Annotated in this window: 19 protein-coding genes; 15 read left to right on the plus strand and 4 right to left on the minus strand. The window is 71.0% G+C overall.

The features are described 5' to 3' along the window. Positions 1–34 precede the first annotated feature (34 nt). Positions 35–202: a hypothetical protein gene (locus ACFXDJ_RS09690; RefSeq protein ID WP_384657569.1), complete on the plus strand. Its 168-nt coding sequence runs from the start codon at positions 35–37 to the stop codon at positions 200–202. Between the two features lie 128 nt (positions 203–330). Here ACFXDJ_RS09690 and ACFXDJ_RS09695 read toward each other — a convergent pair whose 3' ends face one another. Then, the gene (locus tag ACFXDJ_RS09695; RefSeq protein WP_384657572.1) at positions 331–777 is read right to left on the minus strand and encodes a DUF6299 family protein; all 447 of its coding nucleotides are present in this window, start codon (positions 775–777) and stop codon (positions 331–333) included. A 174-nt stretch (positions 778–951) separates the two neighbouring features. Between ACFXDJ_RS09695 and ACFXDJ_RS09700 the strand changes: the two genes are divergently transcribed. The 4 genes from ACFXDJ_RS09700 to ACFXDJ_RS09715 all read left to right on the plus strand — a co-directional run bounded on the left by ACFXDJ_RS09700 (position 952) and on the right by ACFXDJ_RS09715 (position 6,403). Then, positions 952–1,626, plus strand: coding sequence for a DUF4352 domain-containing protein (locus ACFXDJ_RS09700; protein WP_384848643.1), 675 nt, complete (start codon positions 952–954; stop codon positions 1,624–1,626). Between the two features lie 57 nt (positions 1,627–1,683). Next, complete coding sequence (locus ACFXDJ_RS09705) at positions 1,684–2,178, plus strand: DUF5949 family protein (protein WP_371616292.1); 495 nt, start codon at positions 1,684–1,686, stop codon at positions 2,176–2,178. A gap of 136 nt (positions 2,179–2,314) precedes the next feature. Then, positions 2,315–4,396, plus strand: coding sequence for a WD40 repeat domain-containing serine/threonine protein kinase (locus tag ACFXDJ_RS09710; RefSeq protein WP_384848646.1), 2,082 nt, complete (start codon positions 2,315–2,317; stop codon positions 4,394–4,396). A 36-nt stretch (positions 4,397–4,432) separates the two neighbouring features. After that, positions 4,433–6,403, plus strand: coding sequence for a WD40 repeat domain-containing serine/threonine protein kinase (locus ACFXDJ_RS09715; RefSeq protein ID WP_384848649.1), 1,971 nt, complete (start codon positions 4,433–4,435; stop codon positions 6,401–6,403). 36 nt (positions 6,404–6,439) lie between these two features. Here ACFXDJ_RS09715 and ACFXDJ_RS09720 read toward each other — a convergent pair whose 3' ends face one another. The 3 genes from ACFXDJ_RS09720 to ACFXDJ_RS09730 all read right to left on the minus strand — a co-directional run bounded on the left by ACFXDJ_RS09720 (position 6,440) and on the right by ACFXDJ_RS09730 (position 9,756). Next, a complete protein-coding gene (locus tag ACFXDJ_RS09720; RefSeq protein ID WP_384657583.1) occupies positions 6,440–7,699 on the minus strand; it encodes a cytochrome P450 in 1,260 nt (419 codons plus the stop codon). A 115-nt stretch (positions 7,700–7,814) separates the two neighbouring features. Further along, positions 7,815–9,005, minus strand: a complete 1,191-nt coding sequence (locus tag ACFXDJ_RS09725) for a low temperature requirement protein A (protein WP_384848653.1) — start codon at positions 9,003–9,005, stop codon at positions 7,815–7,817. A 28-nt stretch (positions 9,006–9,033) separates the two neighbouring features. Next, positions 9,034–9,756, minus strand: coding sequence for a sirohydrochlorin chelatase (locus tag ACFXDJ_RS09730; RefSeq protein ID WP_384848656.1), 723 nt, complete (start codon positions 9,754–9,756; stop codon positions 9,034–9,036). A gap of 283 nt (positions 9,757–10,039) precedes the next feature. On the opposite strand from ACFXDJ_RS09730, the gene nirB reads away from it, so the two are divergent. From nirB to ACFXDJ_RS09780, 10 genes are all read left to right on the plus strand, one after another. Further along, positions 10,040–12,829, plus strand: coding sequence for a nitrite reductase large subunit NirB (nirB, locus tag ACFXDJ_RS09735; protein ID WP_384656726.1), 2,790 nt, complete (start codon positions 10,040–10,042; stop codon positions 12,827–12,829). Between the two features lie 163 nt (positions 12,830–12,992). Beyond that, a complete protein-coding gene (locus ACFXDJ_RS09740) occupies positions 12,993–14,414 on the plus strand; it encodes an MFS transporter (protein ID WP_384656729.1) in 1,422 nt (473 codons plus the stop codon). Between the two features lie 313 nt (positions 14,415–14,727). Then, complete coding sequence (locus ACFXDJ_RS09745) at positions 14,728–16,032, plus strand: anaerobic C4-dicarboxylate transporter family protein (protein WP_384653930.1); 1,305 nt, start codon at positions 14,728–14,730, stop codon at positions 16,030–16,032. Between the two features lie 228 nt (positions 16,033–16,260). Then, positions 16,261–18,531 carry a formate C-acetyltransferase gene (gene pflB, locus ACFXDJ_RS09750; protein ID WP_384653928.1) on the plus strand — a complete coding sequence of 757 codons (2,271 nt, stop codon included), beginning with the start codon at positions 16,261–16,263 and terminating at the stop codon, positions 18,529–18,531. Between the two features lie 109 nt (positions 18,532–18,640). Beyond that, positions 18,641–19,468 (plus strand): pyruvate formate-lyase-activating protein, encoded by an 828-nt coding sequence (pflA, locus tag ACFXDJ_RS09755; RefSeq protein WP_384653926.1) that lies wholly within the window; start codon positions 18,641–18,643, stop codon positions 19,466–19,468. 104 nt (positions 19,469–19,572) lie between these two features. Next, positions 19,573–20,667 (plus strand): MFS transporter, encoded by a 1,095-nt coding sequence (locus tag ACFXDJ_RS09760; protein WP_384653924.1) that lies wholly within the window; start codon positions 19,573–19,575, stop codon positions 20,665–20,667. Then, positions 20,664–22,988: a molybdopterin oxidoreductase family protein gene (locus tag ACFXDJ_RS09765; RefSeq protein ID WP_384653922.1), complete on the plus strand. Its 2,325-nt coding sequence runs from the start codon at positions 20,664–20,666 to the stop codon at positions 22,986–22,988. Before ACFXDJ_RS09760 ends, ACFXDJ_RS09765 begins: the two co-directional genes overlap by 4 nt. 6 nt (positions 22,989–22,994) lie before the next feature. Continuing rightward, positions 22,995–23,594 (plus strand): 4Fe-4S dicluster domain-containing protein, encoded by a 600-nt coding sequence (locus ACFXDJ_RS09770; RefSeq protein ID WP_384653921.1) that lies wholly within the window; start codon positions 22,995–22,997, stop codon positions 23,592–23,594. Further along, positions 23,591–24,253, plus strand: coding sequence for a ubiquinol-cytochrome c reductase iron-sulfur subunit (locus ACFXDJ_RS09775; RefSeq protein ID WP_384653919.1), 663 nt, complete (start codon positions 23,591–23,593; stop codon positions 24,251–24,253). Before ACFXDJ_RS09770 ends, ACFXDJ_RS09775 begins: the two co-directional genes overlap by 4 nt. Further along, positions 24,250–24,618 carry a DUF6755 family protein gene (locus tag ACFXDJ_RS09780; protein WP_384848659.1) on the plus strand — a complete coding sequence of 123 codons (369 nt, stop codon included), beginning with the start codon at positions 24,250–24,252 and terminating at the stop codon, positions 24,616–24,618. The genes ACFXDJ_RS09775 and ACFXDJ_RS09780 overlap by 4 nt, the downstream gene beginning before the upstream one ends. Position 24,619: the final 1 nt, after the last annotated feature.

A 24,619-nucleotide genomic window follows, 5' to 3' on the forward strand; every position in this document is an offset into this window, starting at 1 on the left:
TGCGGACCATGGAACGGATTCTGTGGATTTCGCCGTGCGCCGTCTGAGCAAGGGCGCGGTGACGGGTGTCCTGGCGCTGCTGCTGTTCGCCGCCGGGGCGCCGAAGGTGGTGGACTGGACGACCGGGCGTCCGCACGCGGCCCCCGGGTGCCAGACGGTGGCCTTCATGTCGATGACGGGCGAGGCGCCGGCGTGCCGCTGACGCCGGCCTGCTGCGGACGTCCGCCTGCTGCTGACGTCCGCCCGCCGCTGACGCCCGCGTGCCGCTGACGCCCGGGTCCGGGTAGCGGCGGCTACCGGACGGGGCGTCCTCGCGCATGCGTGCGGCGGCTACCGGTGGTCGATCACCGTGACCGGGTGGCTGTCCCGCGCGACCGTGTCGATCGACCGCGGCAGCAGTCCGCCGCCGAAGTGGAGCCTCTGCAGCTGGGCCTCCGCCAGCGCCTCGCCCGCGTGCACGTTCGGGGTGAACCGGAGCGTGCCGTGGGCCGACCAGCCGTGCTCGACGCCGTCGCACACGGCGTCGCCGCCGCCGATGCTGAGGCGGACGTCGTCCTGGATCACGGTCGCCTTGATCTGAACCGCTCCCGAGAGTGACGGGTCGGTGCACGCGTAGGACCCGAAAAGGTGGATCGTTCCGTCCTCGGCGATGTGAGCTTCCGAAGATACGTAAATTCCATTGCCGTGGGCGGCGGCATTCGCCGGGGCGGTGAATACCGCCGTGGCGCCCAGTGCGGCGAGTGCGGCCAAGGCCATGCGGGGGCCGGTCGCGGCCATCGTTCCTCCAGTTGGACGGGGGTTGCAAGGGGTTGCGGAATTCCGCCGGAACGCATTGTGCTGGCATATGGGGTCCCATGTGTTCCGCGTGCTCGTGTCGGTGTGTGCAATTCCCCGCCCGGGCGCGTGAGACTGGCCGGAATACGTCCCCGAAGATCCCCGAAGGGATCCCGCATGCGTCAGCCCGCCGCCCCGCGCTCCGCCCGCCGCGTCCCGCGTTCCTGCGCCCGCCCCGCCGCCCGTTCCGCCTCCGTGCTCGCCGCCTCCGCCGCCCTCCTCCCGCTCCTGCTGTTCGGCGCCACGGGCTGCTCCGGTGCCTCCGAGGGCGGCGCGCAAGCCCCCGCCGCGGTGGCCGCCGTACCGGTGGACGACGGAGCGCCGGGTGCCGGGGAGGAGCCCGGGGCGGAGCGCGAGGGGACGGCGCGGGCGGCCTCGAAAGATGCCCATGTGGGTGACTCCGTACGGGTCAACGGGCGGGAGGTCGGCCGCCACCTCCAGGTGGTCCTCAACGCCTACGTGGACCCGGCGGTCACCGTCGAGAAGAACTTCGCCCCGGCGGCCGGCAAGCGCTGGGTGGCCGCCTCGATGTCGTTCGTCAACATCGGCGGAGCCTCGTACGGGGCCCTCGGGCGCATGTGGGCGCTCGACAGCGCGGGGCAGCGCCACGGGGTGGTGCCCACCGGGGAACTCACGACCGGCAAACCACTCGTCTTCGATTCCCTCGCGGTGGGTGAGCGGGCCGAAGGATGGGTGGTGTTCGAAATTCCGGAAAACGCTCGGATCGTACGGCTCCAGTACCAGGACGCGAACATCCAGGCGAATTCCGGAGGTGGATTCTGGGCGGTCTAGCCCGCCCGGGTGAAACGGCGTCAAAAGGCCGGGGTATGGACCACTAAGGTGCGGCGCATGACTTCTACCCAAGCCGAAATCGACCGTTCCCAGCTCGGCACCCTTTCGGTGCTGGCGTGGATCGGCGACCCCTCCGAAGGCCACGACCTCCCCTACCTCATCGCCTACACCCTCGGCGACGGTCCCGGAGGCCGAGAGGCGAGCGAGGCCGCCGCGCGCGGGCTGCTGGAGGAGGGCGGCCTGCCCATCGGCGACGTGGTCCTGGACGGCCGCGACCCGGTCAGGAAGTTCCCCGTACAGGTCCTCCTGGAGGGGAACCAGATCGCGCTCACCCTGCCCGGGATGAACGCCCGGTGCACCGCCCCGGACGAGTGGGTCGCCGCCGCCGACGAGGGCGGCCAGGTCTACTTCCTCTTCGCCACCCGCGCCTGGCCGGAGGCGGCGCCCGGCGCCCCCGTCGCGCCGGAGGTGCTCCAGGCGTTCGCGGGTGACCCCGAGGTGCTCAACAGCTGCGCCCACTTCCTGCTCCAGGTGACCCGCCTGAAGCGGTAGTCGCGCGCCTCGCGCCGGCCGCCGGGCTCCCAGCCTGCCCGGTGGCCGGTCCGGGTTTCCGGGATCCGGCGCGCTGGATCATGGTTCAATGCCGTCCGAGACGCAGCCCGTGATCCCCGGCAGATTCGAGTAGCTCATGGTCGAGCCCCTGGGCCCCCGAGACCCCCAATGGGTCGGCTCCTACCGGCTGGTGGGCCGGCTGGGTGCGGGGGGCATGGGTGTTGTCTACCTCGCGACCTCGCCGGGCGGCCGGAAGGTCGCCGTGAAGGTCATCCGGCCCGAGCTGGCGGAAACCCCGCAGTTCCGGGTGCGGTTCGCGCGTGAGGTGGAGGCGGCTCGTCAGGTGGGCGGGTTCCATACGGCGCAGGTGGTGGACGCGGATCCCGGGGCGGATTCTCCTTGGCTGGTCACCGCGTACATACCGGGGCCGACCTTGCAGCAGGTGGTGGCTCAGCGGGGTCCGCTCGGTGCTGATGAGGTCCTGCGGCTGGGTGCCGGTCTGGCGGAGGGGCTCGACGCGATCCACCGTTGTGGCCTGGTCCACCGGGACTTGAAGCCCGGCAACGTGATCCTCGCCGAAGACGGCCCCCGCATCATCGACTTCGGCGTCGTGCACGACCAGGGGGCCGACGGGATGACCCGTACCGGGACGGTCATAGGCACCTACGCCTACATGTCCCCCGAGCAGATACGGTCCGCCCCGGTCTCGCCCGCCAGCGACGTGTTCGCCTTCGGGTCGGTGCTGGCCTTCGCCGCCGCCGGCCACAGTCCCTTCGACGCGACGACCGTGCCGGCCATCGTCCACCGGGTCACCAGCGAAGCTCCCCGGCTCGACGGGCTCTCCGGCGGCCTGTACGACCTGGTCGTCGCCTGCCTGGCCAAGGAGCCCGCGGGCCGCCCGTCCACCGGCGAGGTCCTGACCCGGCTCTCGGTCACCGGAGGCCGGGGAAGTGGGGGCGGTACGGGTGGTGCGGGCGGTACGGCTGTCGACGCGGCGCCCTCGGTCCCGTTCAACGACCTGCCCACCGCGCCGGGTTCCCCCGAGGCCCAGCTTCAGCCCCAGCTTCAGCCCCAGCCCCAGCCCCAGCCTCAGCCCACGGTCGAGCCCGAGCCCGGTACCCTGCCCGTCGCCGCCGCCGCGAGGACGCTCCCCCGGCGCACGCTGCTGATCGGCGGGATCGCCGCCGCCGCGGCGACGGCGGTCGCCGTACCCGCCTACTTCCTGTGGCCGGGGTCGGGGACGGACGCGGATCCCGGCGGGCCCGTCGCGCGCCTCGCCGGCCACACCAACGAGATCACATCCCTCGCCTTCGGGCCCGACGGCAAGACCCTGGCCAGCGGAAGCGACGACCACACGGTACGGCTGTGGGACGTCGCCACCGGCCGCACGATCACGACGTACAGGGGGCACACGGACAACGTCATGTCGCTGGCCCACAGCCCGGACGGCAAGACCCTGTACTCCGGCGGCTTCGACAAGACCCTGCGGCGTTGGGACCTGCGCACCGGCAAGCCGATGAGCCTCGTGGCCTCGTACAACGGCGAGTACGACTATGTCTGCTCCCTGGCCGTCAGCCCGGACGGTGAGACGCTCGCCGTGGGCGTCGGGAGCCGGGTCGAGCTCGTGGCGGTCTCCACCGGCCACTCCTCCGCCACCCTCACCGGGCACGGCGGCAGCCTCAACGACCTCGCGTTCAGCCCGGACGGCAAGCTCGTGGCCAGCGTGGCTTCCGAGATAGGCGCCAAGATCTGGCTCTGGGACGTCGCCACCGGCCGTCTCCTCAAGACGCTCACCGGTGAGAGCAAGGACCACTTCAACGCGGTGATGTTCAGCCCGGACGGCAAGACCGTCGCCGGCGCGGGCCCCGGGGTCCAGCTGTGGGACCTGGCCACCGGGAAGCCCACGGCGACCCTCACCGACCCCCATCCGTACGTCGACACGGCGGCGTACCGCCCGGGCGGCACGATGATCGCGGGAGCCGGAGGCGTGCGCGAGCCCAACACCGCGGACAACACCGGTAAGACCGTCAGCCTCTGGGACCTGTCCACGGGGAGCGTCACCAAGACTCTGACCGGCACCATGCCCAAGTCCCGGATGGACACGTACACCACGGCGGTGGCCTTCAGCCCGGACGGCAGGACTCTGGCGGCGAGCCTCAACCAAGTCGGCACGCCCGACGAGTCCGGCCACTCGATCCAGCTCTGGAAGCTCTCCTAGCTCACCACCTCTCGACTTCTTCAACGGACGGTATTCATGGACGCGTTGTCACCGGACGACCCCCAATGGGTCGGCCCCTACCGGCTGGAGGGGCGGCTGGGTGCGGGGGGCATGGGTGTTGTCTACCTCGCGACCTCGCCGGGGGGTCGCAAGGTGGCCGTGAAGGTGGTCCGGCCCGAGCTGGCGGAAACCCCGCAGTTCCGGGTCCGGTTCGCGCGTGAGGTGGAGGCGGCTCGTCAGGTGGGCGGGTTCCATACGGCGCAGGTGGTGGACGCGGATCCCGGGGCGGATTCTCCTTGGCTGGTCACCGCGTACATACCGGGGCCGACCTTGCAGCAGGTCGTGGCCCAGCGGGGCCCGCTGGCCTCTGATGAGGTTCTGCGGCTGGGTGCGGGGCTGGCGGAGGGGCTCGATGCCATCCACCGTTGTGGCCTGGTCCACCGGGACTTGAAGCCCGGCAACGTGATCCTCGCCGAGGACGGCCCCCGCATCATCGACTTCGGCATCGCCCGCGCCGTGGACGCCAGTTCGCTCACCGCCACCGGTGCGGTCTTCGGTACCTACGCCTACATGTCGCCCGAGCAGATCCGTGCTGACAAGGCCGGGCCCGCCAGCGACGTCTTCGCACTCGGCTCGGTACTGGCCTTCGCGGGCACCGGCCACAGCCCCTTCGACGCGCCCACCCTCCTGACGGTGGTGCAGCGGATCTTGGACGAACCGCCCGCGCTCGGTGGCCTCGACGGCGAGCTCCGCCACCTCCTGGACTCCTGCCTCGCCAAGGACCCGGCCGACCGGCCCTCCGTCTCGGAGCTGCCCGCCCGGTTCGCGGGAGCCCCCGCGAGCTCCGGCGCCCCCCGGCCGGAGGCGGCGGTTCCTGCCCCGGCCCCGGCTCCGGCCCCGGCTCCGACGCAGGCCGCGACGGTGGAGGATCCGGCCGCGCCGGCGGATCCGTACGCTGCCACGCGGACGGGCCTCGCCCCGGCGACGCCCGAGGTCCTGGCCACGCCGGTGCCGTCCGTCCCCGCCCTGACCGCCCCCGAGCCGGCCGCGGCCCGGGTGTCACGGCGTGCGCTGGTGCTCGGCGGTCTCGGGGTCGCCGTGGCCGCGGCGGTGGGCGTACCGCTCTACCTGAGCCGGGACGACGGCTCCCTCAAGGGCCCCGACGGCATCAACGCACTCGCCTTCAGCCCGGACGGCGGGACACTGGCCGCCGCCAGCCCGGACGGGACGATCTGGCGGTGGGAGATGCCCAGCCGGCGCAGCACGGTCACCCGCATCGAGATCGCCAGGTACACCCAGGCCAACGCGTTCAGCCGGGACCTCAAACTCCTCGCGAGAGCGGAGGAGAACCGGATCCAGCTGTGGGACGTGGCCACCGGCCGTAGCGCGGGCATCTTCACCGGGGCCGCGTCGGACGAGCTCCAACAGAGTTTCTTCGACTCCGTCGCCCTCAGCCCCGACAACGGGGCGCTGGCGGGGACCAGCCGCAAGGGGGTGTACGTGTGGAGCCTGCCCTCGGGCCGCGCCCACGCCTTCCGCGAGGACGTGACGCGCGGGCCCGCGGCGTTCGCCCCGGACGGCGGCCTACTGGCCATCGGCGCCCCCGTCGAGGTGCGGCAGATGCCCGCCGACCAGGTCGTGGCCAAGCTCGCCGGCGAGCAGAACGACTTCTCGAACCTCGCGGTGTTCAGCCCGGACGGCCAGATCCTGGCCGTCACGCAGACGGACCACAAGGTGCGGCTCTGGAACACCGCTTCCCGTCAGGACATCGCCGCCCTGGACCGCCACGGGACCCAGATCGAGGCCCTCGCGTTCCACCCGGGCGGCAGGATCATGGCCAGCGCCGACGGGGACGGGAAGGCCTACTTGTGGGACACGGCCTCGGGATCGACCACCGCCGAGTTCGACGGCGGCAGCCGCATCGAAGCGCTGGCGTTCAGCCCCGACGGCAAGACCCTCGCGGCGGGGATCCGGGACGGCGCCATCCGCCTCTGGAACGTTCCCTGAGGGCCTTGGGCCGGGCTGCGACCTTGCGCTGCGTCCCTAGGGCCGCTCGAAGGCGAAGCGCAGGGAGCGGACCCGGTTGTCGAAGTTGGACCCGGCCAGGTCCGGCAGGCCGACCGCGCGCAGGCCGACCGGGCGGGTCAGGAGCTCGCGGAAGAGCGCCTTCATCTCCACCCGGGCCAGGTGCGCGCCCAGGCAGAAGTGCGGTCCGCCGCCGCCGAAGCCCAGGTGGGGGTTGGGGGAGCGGGTGATGTCGAAGGCGTCCGGGTCGGGGAAGACGGCCTCGTCGCGGTTGGCGGAGGCGTAGTACAGCACCACCTTGTCGCCCGGGGTGAACAGGTGCCCGCCCAGGGTGTGCTCGGCGGCCACCGTCCGGCGGAACTGGATGATCGGCGTGGAGTGGCGGATCATCTCGTCCACCGCGCCGTCCGCGTGCTTCTCGAAGTCGCCGAGCAGCAGGTCGCGTTGGTCCGGGTGGTCGGTGAGCAGCGTCAGCCCGTGGGTGATGGCGTTGCGGGTGGTCTCCACCCCGGCCACCATCAGCAGGGAGAAGAACGCGCCGAGCTGGCGGGCGCCGAGTGCCTGGCCGTCCACGTTCGCGGTGACCAGCGCCGAGATCAGGTCGTCCGTCGGGTTCTTGCGCCGCTCCCGCCCGATCCCCGCCACCATCCGCTGCATCCTGGCGAGTGCCCGCAGCCCGCGCCCGGGCATCCGCAGCCGGGACGCCAGGCCCCGCTCCACGCCGATGTTCTCGGAGGCGTGGTTGACGCGGTCGGCGATCTCGGCGCGGTAGTGCTCCGGGATGCCCATCATGTTGCAGATGACCTCCAGGGGCAGCCGGGAGGCCACCGCCGTGACGAACTCGTCCGGCCGCTGGTCCAGTACGTCGTCCACGATGCGGGCCGCCACCGCGTGGATGTCCTCCTCGGCCGCCGCCAGCAGCCGGGGGGTGAAGGCCCGCTGCACGATCTTGCGCAGCTGCGCGTGGTCCGCGCCGTCCAGGTTGACCATCGAATCCCCGAACAGCGCACGCACCCACCGGGCCGGCTCGGGCGTCGTCACCCCGGGCGCGCTGGCGAACACCTTGGGGAGCCGGCTCGCCTCCTGCACGTCCGCGTGGCGTACGAGGGCCCAGTGCCCGGTCCCTTCGGGGACGAACACGGGGGAGTCGAGGGCCCGCAGTCGGGCGAAGGCGGCCAGCCGGTGGGCGGGGGGCGCCTGCCAGAACGCGGGGTCGGCCAGTTCCCTGCCGGAGGCTTGGCCTGGGTCCTGGCCGGGGCGTTGTGCGGGGAGTGTCATGGCCGTGCCTCCAGTTGCTGCGTGTCGCTCTGCGGTGGAGAACGGTGGTGGGGGTGCGGGAGTGACGGTTCGGCGCGGCGCCGTTGCCGGGGACCAGCCCCCGGACCCCCGCGCCTCAAACGCCGGCGGGGCTGGAATTGACCGGCGGGGCCGGTTGGGTGCCGCGTACGGACAGGGTCATGCCGACGACCACCGTGGCCGCCGCGACCAGGCCCGCGTAGAGGACGGCGTACGTACCCGCCCATGAGCAGGCGAGCACCGCGAGGGCGGAGACCGGCAGGGTCAGCTGCTGGGCGAGGCCCCGCTTGAAGTGGCGGGAGTGCAGCAGCCAGACCATCAGCAGGAAGACCGCGGCCGGGACGGTGACGGCGGCGTTCGCGGCGAGCTGCGAGATGTGTGCCTTGCCGACCGCGTGTTCGACGGCGACCTCGATGCCCGCGCCGATCGCCGCGCCCGAGCCGAAGATCAGCAGGTGCCCGTAACCCCACGGGATCGCCTCCCGGTTGGAGGTCAGCCGCTCGTGCATCGGCACCGCGAAGTAGATCCACCAGGCGGCGAAGACGATCAGCAGACCGCCGGCGGCGATGGGCAGCAGCTCGCCCAGGGCATCGTGCTCGTCGATCGCCGACTTCACGGCCACCGTGCTCGCCGCGATCGTCTCGCCCAGCACGATGATCGTGAACAGGCCGTAGCGCTCCACGATGTGGTGGGCGTGCCACGGGGTCTGGTGACCGTGCTCGGCCACCACCGGTACCAGCAGCTCCGCCGCGGCCACGACCAGGAACAGCCAGCGCTTGATGTCGTCCGGTGCGAACAGCAGGCCCACCCAGCCGGCCTGGCAGACGACCAGCCCGGCCGCGTACTTCAGGGCCGCCGCGCGGGCCTCGCCGCTCTCGCCGGCGGCGGCCCGCAGCCACTGGGCGGTGAGCGCCACGCGCATGATCAGGTAGCCGACGACGGCCACCGTCCAGTCGTTCTGGTCGAACGCCCGGCTCACGCCCGCCGCGTAGACGAGCACGCCGGCGATCTGGACGAGCGTCGCGATCCGGTACGGCACGTCGTCGCAGTCGTAGGCGGAGGCGAACCACGTGAAGTTCATCCACGCCCACCACACGCCGAAGAAGACGAAGAAGTAGCCGATCACGCCGGTCCCGGGATGGCCTTCGGCCAGGGCGTGCACGAGCCGGGCGCCCGCCTGCGCGATCGCGACGACGAAGCAGAGGTCGAAGAACAGCTCCAGCGGGGTCGAGGCCCGGTGGCCCTCGTCCCGGCTTCGGGCGGTCATGGGTACGTAAGACAGAGCCATGCCGTCCAGGACAGCAGCCCTACGAGGCTCAGCAGGCGAGGCGCGCGGCCCTCAGCGCCCGTGTGCCCCGGGCGGACTCGTAGCGGCTCAGCACCAGCCGGGCCAGGCGCGGATGGTCGGCCAGCGGCTCCGAGACCGTCCAGGCGCCCGAGCCGTTCAGCGCGTGCGTGAACCGGCCCGGGGCCAGCAGGTGCGCCGCGACCGCGATCCGGCGGTGCCCGGCCGCCTGGAGGGAGGCCAGTGCCTCGGGGACGGTGGGACCGGCCGAGGTGAGGTAGGCGGGGACCACCGGGACGGGGTCGGGGCCGCCGTCGTACTCCAGCAGGTCGGCCAGCTGGGCCGCGCAGATCTGCGTACCGGCATTGCCCCCGGGGCGGGAGGAGCCCGCACCGGCCACGATCACCGCGTCGGCCCGGGTGTAGGGGCCGCGGCGGCGCTCGGCCTCGCGCAGACGGCTGTGCACGGCGCGGGCTATGTCGCGCTCTCCGCTGAGCCCCTCGGTGAGCACGCAGCCGGAGCCCTCCAGGACGGCGGGGATGTCGACGCGGCGGTGGAAGCCGTCGCCGAGGAGCAGCGGGACGACCACCGAGTGCGGGTGTTCCCGTACGACCTCGGCGAGGGAGGGGCGCTGCACGTCGAGGTGGCCGACGAGCGCGTGGACCCCGCTGACGGCCTCGATGGCGGCGGTCAGGCGGGCGATGGTCGCGGCGGCGGCCGCGGCCGCGCTGCCGTGGACGGCGAGTACGAGCATGTGGTCTGTCTCCCTGGTCCCGCCCCGGTGATCCACCCGTGTCCCCGCCTTCCACGCTAGGCGGGCAGGAGGCCGCGGGGAGCCCGGCCAAGGGCCCGCGTCGCAGGTCAGAGGTCCTGTGTGGAAAAGGTCCGACTCCCCGTCCCGAGGGGTCCTTTTCGGTCGGTAGGGGCCGGGGAGCGGACCTACCGTCGAAAGGTCGGAATGTATGTACGCGTGACCTCCTGGCCCGGCCTTCCCGGCCGCCGGGGAGCGCGCGGCACAGGGACACGGAGTGAGATCCATGGGGCAGACGCTGGTTGTCATCGGCCACGGCATGGTGGGACACCGCCTGCTGGAGGCGCTCGCCGAGCGCGACGCGCTCGCCGACCCCGCCCGCCCCGAACGCGGTGGCTGGCAGGTCACCGTCCTCGCGGAGGAGGAGCGCCCGGCCTACGACCGCGTCCACCTGTCCGCCGCGTTCACCGGCTCCACCGGCGCCGAACTCTCCCTGGTCGAGCCCGGTTTCCTGGAGCGGTACGGCATCGACCTGCGGCTCGGCGACCCGGCCGAACTGGTCGACACCGCCGCCCGCACCGTCACCGCCCGCTCCGGAAAGGTCTTTCCCTACGACGCGCTGGTGCTGGCGACCGGCTCCTACCCCTTCGTACCGCCGATCGACGGCGCCGACGCGGAGGGCTGTTTCACGTACCGCACGCTCGACGACGTCGAGGCCCTGACCGCCTATGCCGCCGACGGCGGGGCCCGCACGGGTGTGGTCATCGGCGGCGGGCTCCTCGGCCTGGAGGCGGCGGGCGCGCTGCGCACCCTCGGACTGACCACGCACGTCGTGGAGTTCGCCCCGCGGTTGATGCCGCTCCAGGTGGACGACGGCGGTGCGGCCGCCCTGCGGGCCACCATCGAGTCCATGGGCGTGGCCGTGCACACGGGCGTCGGCGCGGCCGGGGTGCAGATCCACCCCGACGGGCGGGCGCAGGCGCTGCGGCTCACCAACGGCGAGGAGATCAGCTCCGACGTCGTGGTCTTCTCCGCCGGTGTGCGCCCGCGCGACCGCCTGGCCCGCGAGTGCGGCCTGGCCGTCGGCGACCGCGGCGGAGTCGTCGTGGACGCCCACTGCCGCACCAGCGACCCGTACGTCTACGCGATCGGCGAGTGCGCGCAGACCGTCGACGGCAAGGTGTACGGGCTGGTCGCGCCCGGCTACCAGATGGCCGAGACGGTGGCCGAGGCCCTCGCGGGCGCCGGCGAGCTGACCTTCACCGGGGCCGACACCTCCACCAAGCTCAAGCTGATGGGCGCCGACGTGGCCTCCTTCGGCGACCCGTTCGCCCCCGAGGGCCGCGACGGGGCCGTCTCGGTGGTCTTCTCCGACGCCCGCGAAGGCGTGTACAAGAAGCTGCTCCTCGGCCCCGACGGCGCCCTCCTCGGCGGCATCCTGGTCGGCGACGCGGAGGCGTACGGCTCGCTGAAGCCGCACGCGGGCCGTCAGCTGCCGGCTCCGCCGGAGGCCTTCATCCTGCCGTCCACCGAAGGCGTGGCACTGCCCGGCGCGGACGCCCTGCCCGACGACGCGGTGGTGTGCAGCTGCCACAACGTCACCAAGGGGCAGGTACGGGGCGCCGTGGCCGCGGACTCCCTCACCGACATCGGCGGCATCAAGAAGTGCACCAAGGCGGGCACGGGCTGCGGCGGCTGCATCGGCACGCTGCAGGCGGTCCTGGACGCCGAACTGGCCGCGGCGGGCATCGAGAAGCCGCGCGGACTGTGCGAGCACTTCACCCTCACCCGGGCGGAGATCTACGAGAAGATCCGCACCGAGCGCATCCGCGGCTTCAGCGAACTGCTGGAGACCTACGGCGAGGGCGGCGAAGGCTGCGCCGTCTGCAAGCCGGTCGTCGCTAACGTGCTCGGCACCCTCGCCCCTGACCTCGGCATCGGACACATCCTCGCGGGCGAGCAGGCCGCCCTTCAGGACTCCAACGACCTCTTCCTCGCCAACCTCCAGAAGGACGGCACCTACTCGGTGATCCCGCGCGTCGCGGGCGGCGAGATCTCGGCCGAGCAGGTCATCGCGCTGGGCGAGGTGGCCCGGGACTACGGCCTCTACACGAAGATCACCGGCGCGCAGCGGATCGGCCTCTTCGGCGTCCGCAAAGAGCAGCTGCCCGACATCTGGCGGCGGCTCGGCGGGGCCGGCTTCGAATCCGGGCAGGCCTACGGGAAGTCCCTGCGCGCGGTGAAGTCGTGCGTGGGAGCCCGCTTCTGCCGCTTCGGGCAGGGCGACTCGATCCAGCTCGCGATCGACCTGGAGCTGCGCTACCGGGGTCTGCGCACCCCGCACAAGTTCAAGGGCGGGGTCTCCGGCTGCCTGCGCGAGTGCGCGGAGGCGCGGGGCAAGGACATCGGCGTCATCGCCACCGCCAACGGCTGGAACCTCTACGTCAGCGGGAACGGCGGCGCGACCCCGCGCCACGCGGACCTGCTGGCCTCGGACCTGAACACGGCCGAACTGTTCGCGCTGCTCGACCGGTTCCTCATGTACTACATCCGCACGGGCGAGCGCCTGGAGCGCACGGCGGCCTGGCTGGAGCGGCTCGGCGGCAGCACGGCCGGGATGGAGCACCTCAAGGCGGTGCTGATCGAGGACTCGCTCGGGATCTGCGCGGAGCTGGAGGCGCAGATGGAGCGCCACGTAGCGGCGTACGAGGACGAGTGGTCGGCGGTCCTGGAGGACCCGGCGGCGCTGGAGCGCTTCGGGACCGTGGACTTCGGGGCGGCCGGGACCGCGGGGGCGTCGGTGGCGGACTCCCTGGAGCCGGGCCGCGGGCGCACGGCGGTTCTTCCCGACGGCACTCAGGCAGCGGTCTTCAAGGACCGCGCGGGCGAGGTCTATGCGGTGGGCAACCGGGACCCCTTCTCGGGCGCCGACGTCATCGCCAACGGGATCATGGGCTCGCGCGATGGGGTGCCGGTCGTGGCCTCGCCGATGCACAAGCAGGTCTTCGACCTGCGGACGGGCATCTGCCTGGACGACCCCGAGGTGTCCCTGCCCCTGGTGGAGCTCAAGCCGTAGGGCTCTGCGGGCGGCGTACCAACGCACTGTGGGCGATGGGACTTTGTCCTGTCGCCCACACGACGTTCTCCCCTGACGGAGGACGCCCCGGTAGGCGGACCCTAAGAAGGTCAGGACTCTCAGCTTCATTCTTCTCAACTCCTCCGAACGTTCAGGACATGTCATGAGTTCCGCCAAGCAGGACGTGCGCTCGGCGACCGGCCGAGTGCAGGCGCCCGATCCGGCGCAGTACCGCCCCGGCCGCACCATCACGGAGTGGACGCCGGAGGATCCGTCCTTCTGGCAGTCCACCGGCAAGAAGGTCGCCACCCGCAACCTGTGGATCGCGGTGCCGGCCCTGCTGGTGGCCTTCGTGGTCTGGCAGGTCTGGAGCATCACGGCGACCAACCTGAAGGACGTCGGCTTCGGTTTCTCGCAGTCGCAGCTGTTCTGGCTGACGGCCGTCCCCGGCATCACCGGCGGAACCGCCCGCATCTTCTACACCTTCATCGGCCCGATGATCGGCCAGCGCCGCTTCACGGCGGTCTCCACCGTCGTGCTGATCGTGCCGCTGCTGTGGCTGGGCTTCGCGGTGCAGAACCCGGACACCTCCTACGGCACGATGGTCGCCATCGCCGCGCTCTGCGGCATCGGCGGCGCCAACTTCTCCTCCTCCCTGGCCAACATCGGCTTCTTCTACCCGAAGCAGGAGAAGGGCAACGCGACCGGCATCAACGGCGGCCTGGGCAACCTGGGCGTCTCCGTGGTCCAGCTGCTCACCCCGATCCTGATCACCTCCTCGGTCCTGGCGATCGGCGCGGGCCAGAAGAAGGCCAACGGCTCGGAGATCTACCTCCAGAACGCCGCGTTCGTCTGGGTCCCGGTCCTGATCGTCCTGGCCGCCGTCTCCTGGTTCGGCCAGAACGACCTGAAGGTCGCCTCCACCCCCTTCAGCCAGCAGAAGATCATCTTCCAGCGCAAGCACAACTGGCTGATGACCTGGCTCTACGTCGGCACCTTCGGCTCCTTCATCGGTTTCGCGGCGGCGCTCCCGCTGCTGATCAAGACCACCTTCCCGGCGTACTCCGTGGCCACCTACGCCTGGATGGGCCCGGCGCTCGGCGCGCTGGCCCGCTGGGCCGGCGGCTGGATCGCGGACAAGTTCGGCGGAGCGCGGGTGACGATCCTGTCCTTCGTGGGCATGGGCGCGTCGATCATCGGCGTGATCACCTTCCTGCCGGCCGGCTCTGACACCGGATCCTTCTACGGGTTCTTCTTCTGCTTCCTGTCGGCGTTCTTCTTCTCGGGCATCGGCAACGGCTCGACCTTCCGCCAGATCCCGGTGATCTTCCGCGGCCAGCACCTGGCCGGCCTGACGGAGGGCACCCCGGAGTACGCGAAGGGCCTGAAGCAGGCGGAGATCGAGTCCGGCGCGGTGACCGGCTTCACCGCGGCCATCGCCGCCTACGGCTTCTTCTTCATCCCGGCGATGTTCGCCAACTTCGCCGTGACCAGCGCGATGTGGGGCTTCGTCGCCTTCTACGCCAGCTGCGTCGTCGTGGCCTGGTGGTTCTACGCCCGCCGTGGCGCGGAGGCGCCCAGCTAGCCGGTAGCCGTCGCCGGTCGGCCCGGACCCCGCCCGGGCCTCCGGGGCTCCCGCCCCGGACCCCTCGCGGGGTCCGGCCGCGCCGAGTCCGTGGTCACCTGCGGCGCCGTTCCCGGGGACCAGCCCCCGGACCCCCGCGCCTCAAACGCCGGCGGGGCTGGATTTGGCTCCGCCCGGACCTCGGCCTCGACTTCGGGCGGGGCTGGATTCGGCTCGCCCCGGACCCCCGCGCCTCAAACGCCGGCGGGGCTGAATGTGGCTCCGCCTGGACTTCGGCGCTCGTACTGACTGAAAGGGCACGCCAGTGCTCGGCATGTTTCTGCAGCTCGCTGTCATGGTGGGGGCCATTGCGCTTGGGTCGCGCAAGGGTGGGGTCGCCATGGGGCTCTGGGGGGCCGTTGGGGTGTTCGTGCTCGCGACGTTCTTCGGGGTGACGCCCGCCGACACCTCGGGCATCGTCGACGTCATGCTGATCATCCTCGCGGTGATCATGGCCGCTGCCGCGATGGAGGCGGCCGGGGGCATCGACTACCTCGTCGGGCTCGCCGAGAAGGCGATCCGGCGCAAGCCCAGCCGTGTGGTCTACGTGGCTCCCCTCGTGTCGTGGGCCTTCACCCTGGGGGCGGGGACCGCCCACGTGTTCTACCCCCTGCTCCCCGTGATCCACGATGTCGCCCGGGAGGGCGGGGTCCGCCCGGAGCGGCCCATCGCCGTCGCCTCCATCGCGGCCACCTTCGGTATCACCGCCTCGCCCGTCTCCGCCGCTATGGCCGCCATGATCGTTATGTTCGACGGGGACGGCTGGAACCTGCCGCGGATCATGGCCGTCGCCGTGCCCGCCACGCTGCTCGGGGTGCTCGTCGCAGCCACCGTGCAGTCCCGGGTCGGCAAGGAGCTGGGACAGGACGCCGAGTACCTGCGACGGCTGGCCGCCGGGGAGATCGAGGCCCCCGCCCCGGCCGAAGCCGCCCCGCCGCTGCGGCCGCGGGCGCGCTGGTCCGCGTACCTCTTTCTGGGTGGGACCGTCGGCGTGGTACTCAGCGGGCTCTTTCCGGGGCTGCGCCCCGAGACGGCCAAGGGGCCGCTGTCGATGCCCGCCACCATCGAGATCCTGATGATGGCCGTGGCCGCGCTGATCCTGCTGCTGTGCAAGGTCGACGCCAAGCGGATACCGGGCACGGACGTCGCCAAGTCCGGGCTCGTCGCCGTCATCGGAGTCTTCGGACTGTCCTGGCTGGGGCTGTCCTTCATCGGCGCCAACGAGGCCCGGATCACCGGTGCGCTCGGCGGCGTCGCGCAGGACCACCCCTGGTTCTTCGCCATCATGCTGCTGCTCCTCTCCGCGCTGCTGTTCAGTCAGGCCACGACCACCAAGGCGCTGATGCCCCTCGGGCTCGCCCTCGGTATCCCGGCCCCCCTCCTCATCGCGATGTGGCCCGCCGTGAACGGCTATTTCCTCCTCCCCACCTACGGCACCTTCATCGCGGCGATCAACTTCGACAGGACCGGCACCACCCGTGTCGGCCGCTTCGTCGTCAACCACTCCTTCATGCTGCCGGGCCTGATCACGACGTGCGTCGCGGTATCCACAGGCTTCGCTCTGGTTCAGATCATCTGACCGGTCAAGCCTCCTGGGCCGCCTTTCCGAGATTCTTGTGAAAGCTTTCACAAGCGCACGACGGACCTTTGACCTGCTCAAAGTGCCAGGTCAGCAGGGATGGGAGACCCTTGGGGCTGGGGATCATGGGACTTTCGGGCCCCAGCTCAGGACCAACGCGGCGCCAAATGATCGATCAAAAGGCGTGCAATGGATACAAGCAATGAGGCGACTCGGAAGGTGCGGGCGATGACTGCCACCCCTGCGGAAACCACGAAGAACGGCGAGGCCTGGGAGGGCTTCAAGGGCGGTCTGTGGCGTGACGCCATCGACGTCCGCGACTTCATCCAGCAGAACTACACGCCGTACGAGGGTGACGACACCTTCCTCGCGGGCCCCACCGAGCGCACCACCGCCGTGTGGAAGGCGATCACGGACAAGTTCCCGGAGGAGCGCGAGAAGGGCGTCTACGACGTCGCGTACGACGTCCCGTCGACGATCACCGCGCACGCCCCCGGTTACATCGACCGCGACAAGGACCTGATCGTCGGCCTCCAGACGGACGCCCCGCTCAAGCGCGCGATCATGCCCTACGGCGGCTGGCGCATGGTCGCCGGCGCCCTGGAGACCTACGGCTACCCGGTCTCCGACGACCTGGAGAAGGTCTTCACGGAGTACCGCAAGACCCACAACGCCGGTGTCTTCGACGCCTACACCCCCGACATCCGCGCCGCCCGCAAGGCCGGCATCGTGACCGGCCTGCCGGACGCGTACGGCCGCGGCCGCATCATCGGCGACTACCGCCGCGTGGCCCTCTACGGTGTGGACCGCCTCATCGCCTTCAAGAAGGAGGAGAAGGAGGAGATCAACTCCCTTCCCGCGGGCAACCGCTCGCTGGAGGAGACGATCCGCCTGCGCGAGGAGCTCTCCGAGCAGATCCGCGCCCTCGCCGAGCTCAAGGCGATGGCCGCCTCCTACGGCTACGACATCTCCGGCCCGGCCAAGACCGGCCGCGAGGCCATCCAGTGGCTGTACTTCGCGTACCTGGCCGCCGTGAAGGAGCAGAACGGCGCGGCCATGTCGCTCGGCCGCACCTCCACCTTCATCGACGTCTACCTCCAGCGCGACATCGAGGCCGGCCTCCTCACCGAGGAGCAGGCCCAGGAGCTGGTCGACGACTTCATCATCAAGCTCCGCATCGTGCGCTTCCTGCGCACCCCGGAGTACGACGAGCTCTTCTCCGGCGACCCCACCTGGGTCACCGAGTCGATCGCCGGCATGGGCGAGGACGGCCGTCCGCTGGTCACCAAGACCTCGTTCCGCTACCTCCACACCCTCTACAACCTCGGCCCGGCCCCCGAGCCGAACATGACCGTCTTCTGGTCGCCCCAGCTGCCGCAGGGCTTCAAGGAGTTCTGCGCCCGGGTCTCGATCGACACCTCCTCGGTGCAGTACGAGTCCGACGAGCTGATGCGTCCGCGCTTCGGCGACGACACCGCCATCGCCTGCTGCGTCTCGGCGATGCCGGTCGGCAAGCAGATGCAGTTCTTCGGCGCCCGGGTGAACCTCGCCAAGACCCTGCTCTACGCGATCAACGGCGGCCGCGACGAGAAGTCCGGCGCCCAGGTCGGCCCGTCCACCGGTGCGATCACCGCCGAGGTGCTCGACTACGACCAGGTCATGGTCAAGTTCGACGAGCAGATGGAGTGGCTCGCGGACACCTACGTCCACGCGCTGAACGTCATCCACTACATGCACGACAAGTACGCGTACGAGCGCATCGAGATGGCGCTCCACGACCGCGACGTGCGCCGCACCATGGCCTGCGGCATCGCCGGCCTCTCGGTCGCCGCCGACTCGCTGGCCGCCATCAAGTACGCCAAGGTCACCGCGCACCGCGACGAGACCGGCCTCGCCACCGACTACACCATCGAGGGCGACTACCCGGCCTACGGCAACAACGACGACCGGGTCGACTCGATCGCCGTCTGGCTGGTCGAGGAGTTCATGAAGAAGGTGCGCAAGCACCCGACCTACCGCAATGCCGAGCACACCCAGTCGGTGCTGACCATCACCTCGAACGTGGTCTACGGCAAGAAGACCGGCAACACGCCGGACGGACGCCGCGCCGGCGAGCCGTTCTCCCCGGGCGCCAACCCGATGAACGGCCGCGACACCCACGGCTACGTCACCTCGGCGCTGTCGGTCGCGAAGCTCCCGTACGAGGACGCCGAGGACGGCATCTCGCTGACCAACACCGTCACCCCCGACGGCCTGGGCCGCACCCCCGAGGAGCGGATCAAGAACCTGGCGGGCGTCCTCGACGGCTACATGGCGGTCGACGGCTTCCACATGAACGTGAACGTGCTCAACCGCGACACGCTCATGGACGCCATGGAGCACCCGGAGAACTACCCGCAGCTGACCATCCGCGTCAGCGGCTACGCGGTGAACTTCGTCCGCCTCACGCGCGCTCAGCAGCTCGACGTGCTGAACCGCACCTTCCACGGCTCTCTCTGACCTTTAAGGGAGACCCACGAACCGCGCGGCCCGGGGCCGGCCCTCACCCGGCCCCGGGACCGCGCGTCACCAGATCAGACACCGGAATCTGGAAGCTGGAGCACCTGCCATGACCGTCCTCTTCGGTACGAGCCTTCCCATCGGCCACGCCAACGCCGTCAGCGTGAGCGCGGGCCAGACCCCCGCCGCCGCCGCGACCCAGCGGCCGAGCGAGGGCACGGTGCACTCCTGGGACCTGTCCACCGGGGTCGACGGCCCCGGGACCAGGTTCGTGACCTTCCTGTCCGGCTGCCCGCTGACCTGTCTGTACTGCCACAACCCCGACACCATGCGGATGCGCAACGGGAAGCGCACCTCGGCCGACGACGTCATCGCCGAGGCCGCCAAGTACACCAAGTTCATCTCCGCCTCCGGGGGCGGCGCCACCATCTCCGGCGGCGAGCCGCTGCTCCAGCCGGTGTTCGCGGGCGAGCTGCTGCACCGGATGAAGAACGACCTCGGGCTGCACACCGCCCTGGACACCTCCGGCTTCCTCGGGGCCCGCGCCACCGACGCGCTGCTGCGCGACGTGGACCTGGTCCTGCTGGACATCAAGTCCTGGGACCGGGAGACGTACAAGAAGGTGACCGGCCGGCCCCTGGAGCCCACCCTGGACTTCGCCCGCCGCCTCGCCGACCTCGGCAAGGAGGTGCACCTGCGCTTCGTGCTGGTGCCGGGGCTGACCGACGCCCGGGAGAACATCGAGGGCGTCGCCGCCTTCGGGGGCACCCTCGGCAACGTCTCGCGGGTCGACGTACTGCCCTTCCACAAGCTGGGCGAGAGCAAGTGGGAGGCGCTGGACATGAAGTTCACCCTCCACGACACGCCGTCGCCGACCGCCGGGCAGGTCGCCGAGGCGAAGGCGATCTTCGCCGCGCAGGGGCTGAACGCGGTCTGAGCCGTCCGGGTGGCCCGGGCCCCGGGGCGGGTTGTCACCCGTACGGCGCACTCGAAGACTCGTCAAAACGGGCTGAAACGGTACAGACCACCTAGCGTGGTGCTGTGTCCGAGCCCTCAGATGTCATCGACGCCGCGCCGCCCCCACCGGTGCCCGAGACCCCGCCGCCGGCCGGGCGGTCCGTGACCGCACGGGCCACCCTGGCCGGCGCCGTCGTCTCGCTCCTGCTCATCGTCGCGATCGTGCTGGGCAGCCGGCTGCTGCGCGACTTCGACTCCGCCCTGCTGCCCTACACCGTCGCCACCGTCTTCCTGGCCTTCGGCGTGGCCTACCGGTACACCGTGTGGGTCTCGGCTCCCGGCGCGCGCCGACTCTTCAAAAAGGGCTTCGGCAGCTTCTTCTCGGCCGACAACTTCCGCAAGGCACCCACCGCCCTGCCGAAGATGATCGCCACCTACCTCGGCTTCCAGAAGTTCCTCGGCGCCCGCTCGCGCCCCCGCTGGATCGCCCACCAGCTCATGTTCTGGGGCTGCCTCCTCGCCGCGGCGATCACCTTCCCGCTGACCTGGGGCTGGTTCACCTTCACCGCGGACAGCGGCCCGGGCCCCGGGTACGACATGCGGATCTGGGGCGTCAAGGTCCTCGGCTTCAACTCGCTGAACATCCTGGGCTGGCTGATGTTCCACGGCCTGGACATCGCCGCCGTGCTCGTCATCCCCGGAGCCTCGTACTTCCTGTGGCGCCGCATGAAGGACCGCGGCGCCATCACCGGCCAGCGCTTCGCCTACGACCTGCTGCCGCTGATCTGCCTGATCGTGATCTCCGTGACCGGTCTGCTGCTGACCTTCTCGTCGATCTTCCTGCACGGCGGCGGATACCAGTTCCTCGCGATCCTGCACATGGTGTCGGTGGTGTTCACCCTCATCTACATCCCGTTCGGGAAGTTCTTCCACATCGTGCAGCGCCCGGCCGCCGTCGGCATGCAGCTGTTCAAGTACACCTCCCGGCAGGGCGAGGAGCCCTTCGCCTGCAAGCGCTGCGGGGAGGCCATCGACACCGCCCCCTACGTGGAGAACCTGCGCGGCACCATGAAGGACCTGAAGCTCGACTTCGACGCCTGGGCCGAGTACTGCCCCCGCTGCAAGCGGGTGCTGCGCGGCAGCGCCTACCTGACCCACGTCAAGAAGGGCTTCCAGTGACCGCCGCCCCCCAGCCGGCCTCGCGGCCGGTGCCGGTGTCCATCGACCCCTCGATCGCCCCGCCCGGCACGCGCAACTTCCGCGACGCGGGCGGCATCCCGGCCGACAAATGGCACGCCGACCAGAACGGCGAGACCCTCGTCCCCACCCACTGCTGCTTCTGCGGAGTGCAGTGCGGGATGTACCTGCGCGTCGACAAGGGCGGCAAGGTCTTCGGAGTGGAACCCCGCAACCACGACATCAACCGGATGCGGCTGTGCCCCAAGGGCATCAACGCCTACCAGCAGGTCAACCACCCCGACCGGCTGACCGCTCCGCTGATGAGGCGCTCGCGCGACGAGGAGTTCAAGGAGGTTTCCTGGGACGAGGCCCTCGACCACACCGTCTCCGAGATCCGGCGGATCCAGGCCGAGTACGGCAACGACGCCTTCGGGCTGCTCGGCGGGGCCAGCCTCTTCTCCGAGAAGACCTACCTGGTCGGCAAGTTCGCGCGGGTCGCGCTCAAGACCAAGCACGTCGACTACAACGGCCGCCTGTGCATGGTCAGCGCCGCCGGGGCCAACAAGCTGGCCTTCGGCATCGACCGGGCCGGCAACCCCTTCTCCGACATCCTCCTCTCCGACTGCCTGCTCATCGCCGGGTCCAACGTGGGGGAGTGCTTCCCCGTGATGACCCAGTACCTGTGGGGCGCGCGGGACCGGGGGGCCTCCCTGATCGTGATCGACCCGCGCGAGACGGCCATCGCCCGCACCGCCGACATCCACGTCGCGATCAAGCCCGGCACCGACTCGGCCTTCTTCAACGCCGTGCTGAACGTGGTCATCGAAGAGGGACTCACCGACGAGGCCTACCTCGCCGCCAACACCACCGGCTGGGCCGAGGTCAAGAAGACCGTCGCCGAGTACCCGCCCGCCCGCTCCGCCGAGATCTGCGGGGTCCCGGCCTCCCAGATCGTCCAGGTGGCACGCGTCTTCGCGGGCGCGGGCAAGGCCATGGCCTGGCACGCCCGGGGCATCGAGCACCACTCCCAGGGCGTCGAGAACTGCCTCTCCGTCATCAACCTGTGCGTCGCCACCGGCAACATCGGCAAGCCCGGCGCCGGCTACGGCACCATCACCGGGCAGGGCAACGGTCAGGGCGGCCGCGAACACGGCCAGAAGTCCGACCTCCTGCCCGGCGGCCGCTCCATCACCAACCCCGAGCACCGCAGGCAGATCTGCCAGATCTGGGGCATCGAGGAGTCCGAACTCCCCGGCGCCGGCACCTCCATGATGGAGATGGTCTGGCAGATGCAGCGCAAGGAGATCCGCGGACTCATCGGCATCTGCAACAACCCCTTCGTCTCCCTCCCCAACTACGCGGTGGTCAAGGACGGCTACGACACCGCCGAGTTCCACGCCCAGTTCGACTTCTTCCTCTCCGAGACCGCGGCCAACGCGCACGTGGTCTTCCCCGTCACCACCTGGGCCGAGGACGAGGGCGTGATGGCCAACGCCGAGGCCCGCGTGGTCAAGCACAACAAGGCCCAGGAACCCCCCGCCGGGGTGCGCACCGACACCTGGGTCATCTGCGAGCTCGCCCGCCGGCTCGGCGCGGGGGAGCACTTCGACTTCCCCGGCTCCCGCGAAGTGTTCGAGGAGCTGCGCATCGCCTCCGCCGGAACGGTCAACGACTACTACGGCATCACCTACGACCGGCTGGACGAGACCGGCGGGATCGCCTGGCCCTGCCCGACCACCGAACACCCCGGCACCCCCCGGCTGTTCGAGGACGGCCGGAGCTACCACGCCGACGGCAAGATCCACCTGCAAGTCGTGGAGTGGCATCCGCCCATGGACGCCTACACCGAGGAGTTCCCCCTCTCCCTCACCACCGGCCGTACCGTCGCGCACTTCCTCTCGGGCAACCAGACCCGGCGCCTGGGCGCCCTCGTCGAGCAGACCCCCCGTCCCTGGGTGGAGGTCCACCCCTCGCACGGGTTCAGGAACGGAGACCCGGTCCGGGTGGTCACCCGCCGCGGCAGCGAGGTCTTCCCGGCCCTGGTCACCGAGGCCATCCGCCCCGACACCGTCTTCATCCCGTACCACTGGCCCGTCCCGACGGCTGCGAACGCCCTGACCATCGACGCCCTCGACCCGCGCTCGAAGATCCCCGAGTACAAGGTCTGCGCCGCCCGGATCGAAGCCGCCGAGCGGGTGGACGAGGTGCCCGCGCCGCCCACCGCCCCGGGCCACGAGGCCTATCCGGAGGCCCAGGCCTCCCGCACCGACCCCCTGCCCCCCACGTCCCCGCAGGGCCGTGGCACGGCGGAGAGGAGCTGACCCGCCATGATGGGCCGCACGATCTTCATCGACCCGGGTCGCTGCATCGGCTGCCAGGCCTGCGTATCGGCCTGCCGCGAGTGCGATTCGCACCGCGGCAAGTCGATGATCCACCTGGACTACACCGACCCCGGCATGTCCGTCGCCTCCCTTCCGTCCGTCTGCATGCACTGCGAGGACCCGGTCGCTCCCTGCGCCGAGGTCTGCCCCGCCGACGCGATCCTGGTGACCGCCGACGGGGTGGTCCAGCAGGCCGACACCACCCGTTGCATCGGCTGCTCCAACTGCGTCAACGCCTGCCCCTTCGGCATCCCGAAGATCGACCTCCAGGCGAAGCTGCAGATGAAGTGCAACCTCTGCTACGACCGCACCGCCTACGGCCTCGCCCCCATGTGCGCGACCGTCTGCCCGACCGGCGCCCTTTTCTACGGAACCCTCGAAGAGCTCCAGGCGGAGCGCCCCGGGGTCCAGGTCGCCGACTCCTTCGTCTTCGGCGACGTCGTCGTCCAGACCGGCGTGGCCATGGTCGTGCCCGCCGACAAGGTCCAGTGGCCGGTCCCCGGCGGCCTGCCCGTCGTCGAGATCAATGGAGTGGATGTGCGATGAGCGTGACCGAACAGACGCCACCGCCACCCGGCCGGGACGGAGCCGCCGCCGACGCCGCCATCGAGCAGCTGCGCGACCGGATCAGCGCCGACTCCCTCACCACCCGCCGCGACTACCTGCGCATCGTCGCCACCGTCTCCGGCGGCCTGGCCATCGGCGGGGTCGGGGTCGCGGCCGGCATCCTGCACCGGCACGGCGACAGCGAGCACCTGCCCGAGGCGAAGAAGGTCACCGACCGGCTGGCACCCGGCCAGTCCGTGGCCTTCCGCTTCCCCGGCGAGGAGGACCGGGCCCTGGCGGTGCGGCTCGGCGACGGCTCCCTCGTGGGCTACTCCGCCGTCTGCACCCACCTGGCCTGCGGCGTGCTGTGGCGCGAGGACCGGGGCGCCGACGGGGAGCTGTACTGCCCCTGCCACGAGGGCGTCTTCGACGTCCGCACCGGCGAGGTGACGGCCGGTCCGCCGCCGCGCCCGCTGCCCAGGATCTTCCTGACCGAGCAGTCCGACGGCAGTGTCTGGGCCGTCGCCACCGCCCGGTCGGGAGAGCCGGCCAAGGAAGCGCTGTGCCGGCAGTTCAGCGAATCCCGCCCGGACGAGGCCGCCCGCCTGGGCTGCCCCGGGGCGGGCCGCGCCGGAGCCCCCGAGAGGCGGCCCACATGAGCGATACGCCCCTGCCTCCCCGGCCGGAGTACCACCCGGGCAGTGCGGAACCACGGCTCAACCGTCCGGTGCACGAGAGGTACCCCCAGATCCGCTCCACCAGCGGGTACGGGGACCCCCGGATCCGGCACACGGGCCCGGGGCCCGGAGCCGGCACCGAGCAGGAGCCCGAGCGCTCCTCGAAGCTCAACGCGCGTCTGGCACTGGCCCTCACCGTCGTAATCGGCCAGCTCTGGGCGCTGACGGTGACCGTCAACGAGTGGATGAAGGGAAACACCGGCACGGCCTGGTGGGGGGCGGGATTCCTGATCCTGTCCTTCTTCGCCGTGCTCGGACTGTGGCTCCTCGACCCGAAGGACCGATGAC

The organism is Streptomyces sp. NPDC059443 (assembly GCF_042750105.1).
In the GTDB taxonomy this organism is placed as follows: domain Bacteria; phylum Actinomycetota; class Actinomycetes; order Streptomycetales; family Streptomycetaceae; genus Streptomyces.

What these genes read in the sequence shown, in the direction of transcription:
- ACFXDJ_RS09695 (WP_384657572.1), bottom strand. Translation starts at nt 777, where the DNA reads ATGGCCGCGACCGGCCCCCGCATGGCCTTGGCCGCACTCGCCGCACTG.
- ACFXDJ_RS09700 (WP_384848643.1), top strand. Translation starts at nt 952, where the DNA reads ATGCGTCAGCCCGCCGCCCCGCGCTCCGCCCGCCGCGTCCCGCGTTCC.
- ACFXDJ_RS09705 (WP_371616292.1), top strand. Translation starts at nt 1,684, where the DNA reads ATGACTTCTACCCAAGCCGAAATCGACCGTTCCCAGCTCGGCACCCTT.
- ACFXDJ_RS09710 (WP_384848646.1), top strand. Translation starts at nt 2,315, where the DNA reads ATGGTCGAGCCCCTGGGCCCCCGAGACCCCCAATGGGTCGGCTCCTAC.
- ACFXDJ_RS09715 (WP_384848649.1), top strand. Translation starts at nt 4,433, where the DNA reads ATGGACGCGTTGTCACCGGACGACCCCCAATGGGTCGGCCCCTACCGG.
- ACFXDJ_RS09720 (WP_384657583.1), bottom strand. Translation starts at nt 7,699, where the DNA reads ATGACACTCCCCGCACAACGCCCCGGCCAGGACCCAGGCCAAGCCTCC.
- ACFXDJ_RS09725 (WP_384848653.1), bottom strand. Translation starts at nt 9,005, where the DNA reads ATGGCTCTGTCTTACGTACCCATGACCGCCCGAAGCCGGGACGAGGGC.
- ACFXDJ_RS09730 (WP_384848656.1), bottom strand. Translation starts at nt 9,756, where the DNA reads ATGCTCGTACTCGCCGTCCACGGCAGCGCGGCCGCGGCCGCCGCCGCG.
- nirB (WP_384656726.1), top strand. Translation starts at nt 10,040, where the DNA reads ATGGGGCAGACGCTGGTTGTCATCGGCCACGGCATGGTGGGACACCGC.
- ACFXDJ_RS09740 (WP_384656729.1), top strand. Translation starts at nt 12,993, where the DNA reads ATGAGTTCCGCCAAGCAGGACGTGCGCTCGGCGACCGGCCGAGTGCAG.
- ACFXDJ_RS09745 (WP_384653930.1), top strand. Translation starts at nt 14,728, where the DNA reads ATGTTTCTGCAGCTCGCTGTCATGGTGGGGGCCATTGCGCTTGGGTCG.
- pflB (WP_384653928.1), top strand. Translation starts at nt 16,261, where the DNA reads ATGACTGCCACCCCTGCGGAAACCACGAAGAACGGCGAGGCCTGGGAG.
- pflA (WP_384653926.1), top strand. Translation starts at nt 18,641, where the DNA reads ATGACCGTCCTCTTCGGTACGAGCCTTCCCATCGGCCACGCCAACGCC.
- ACFXDJ_RS09770 (WP_384653921.1), top strand. Translation starts at nt 22,995, where the DNA reads ATGATGGGCCGCACGATCTTCATCGACCCGGGTCGCTGCATCGGCTGC.
- ACFXDJ_RS09775 (WP_384653919.1), top strand. Translation starts at nt 23,591, where the DNA reads ATGAGCGTGACCGAACAGACGCCACCGCCACCCGGCCGGGACGGAGCC.
- ACFXDJ_RS09780 (WP_384848659.1), top strand. Translation starts at nt 24,250, where the DNA reads ATGAGCGATACGCCCCTGCCTCCCCGGCCGGAGTACCACCCGGGCAGT.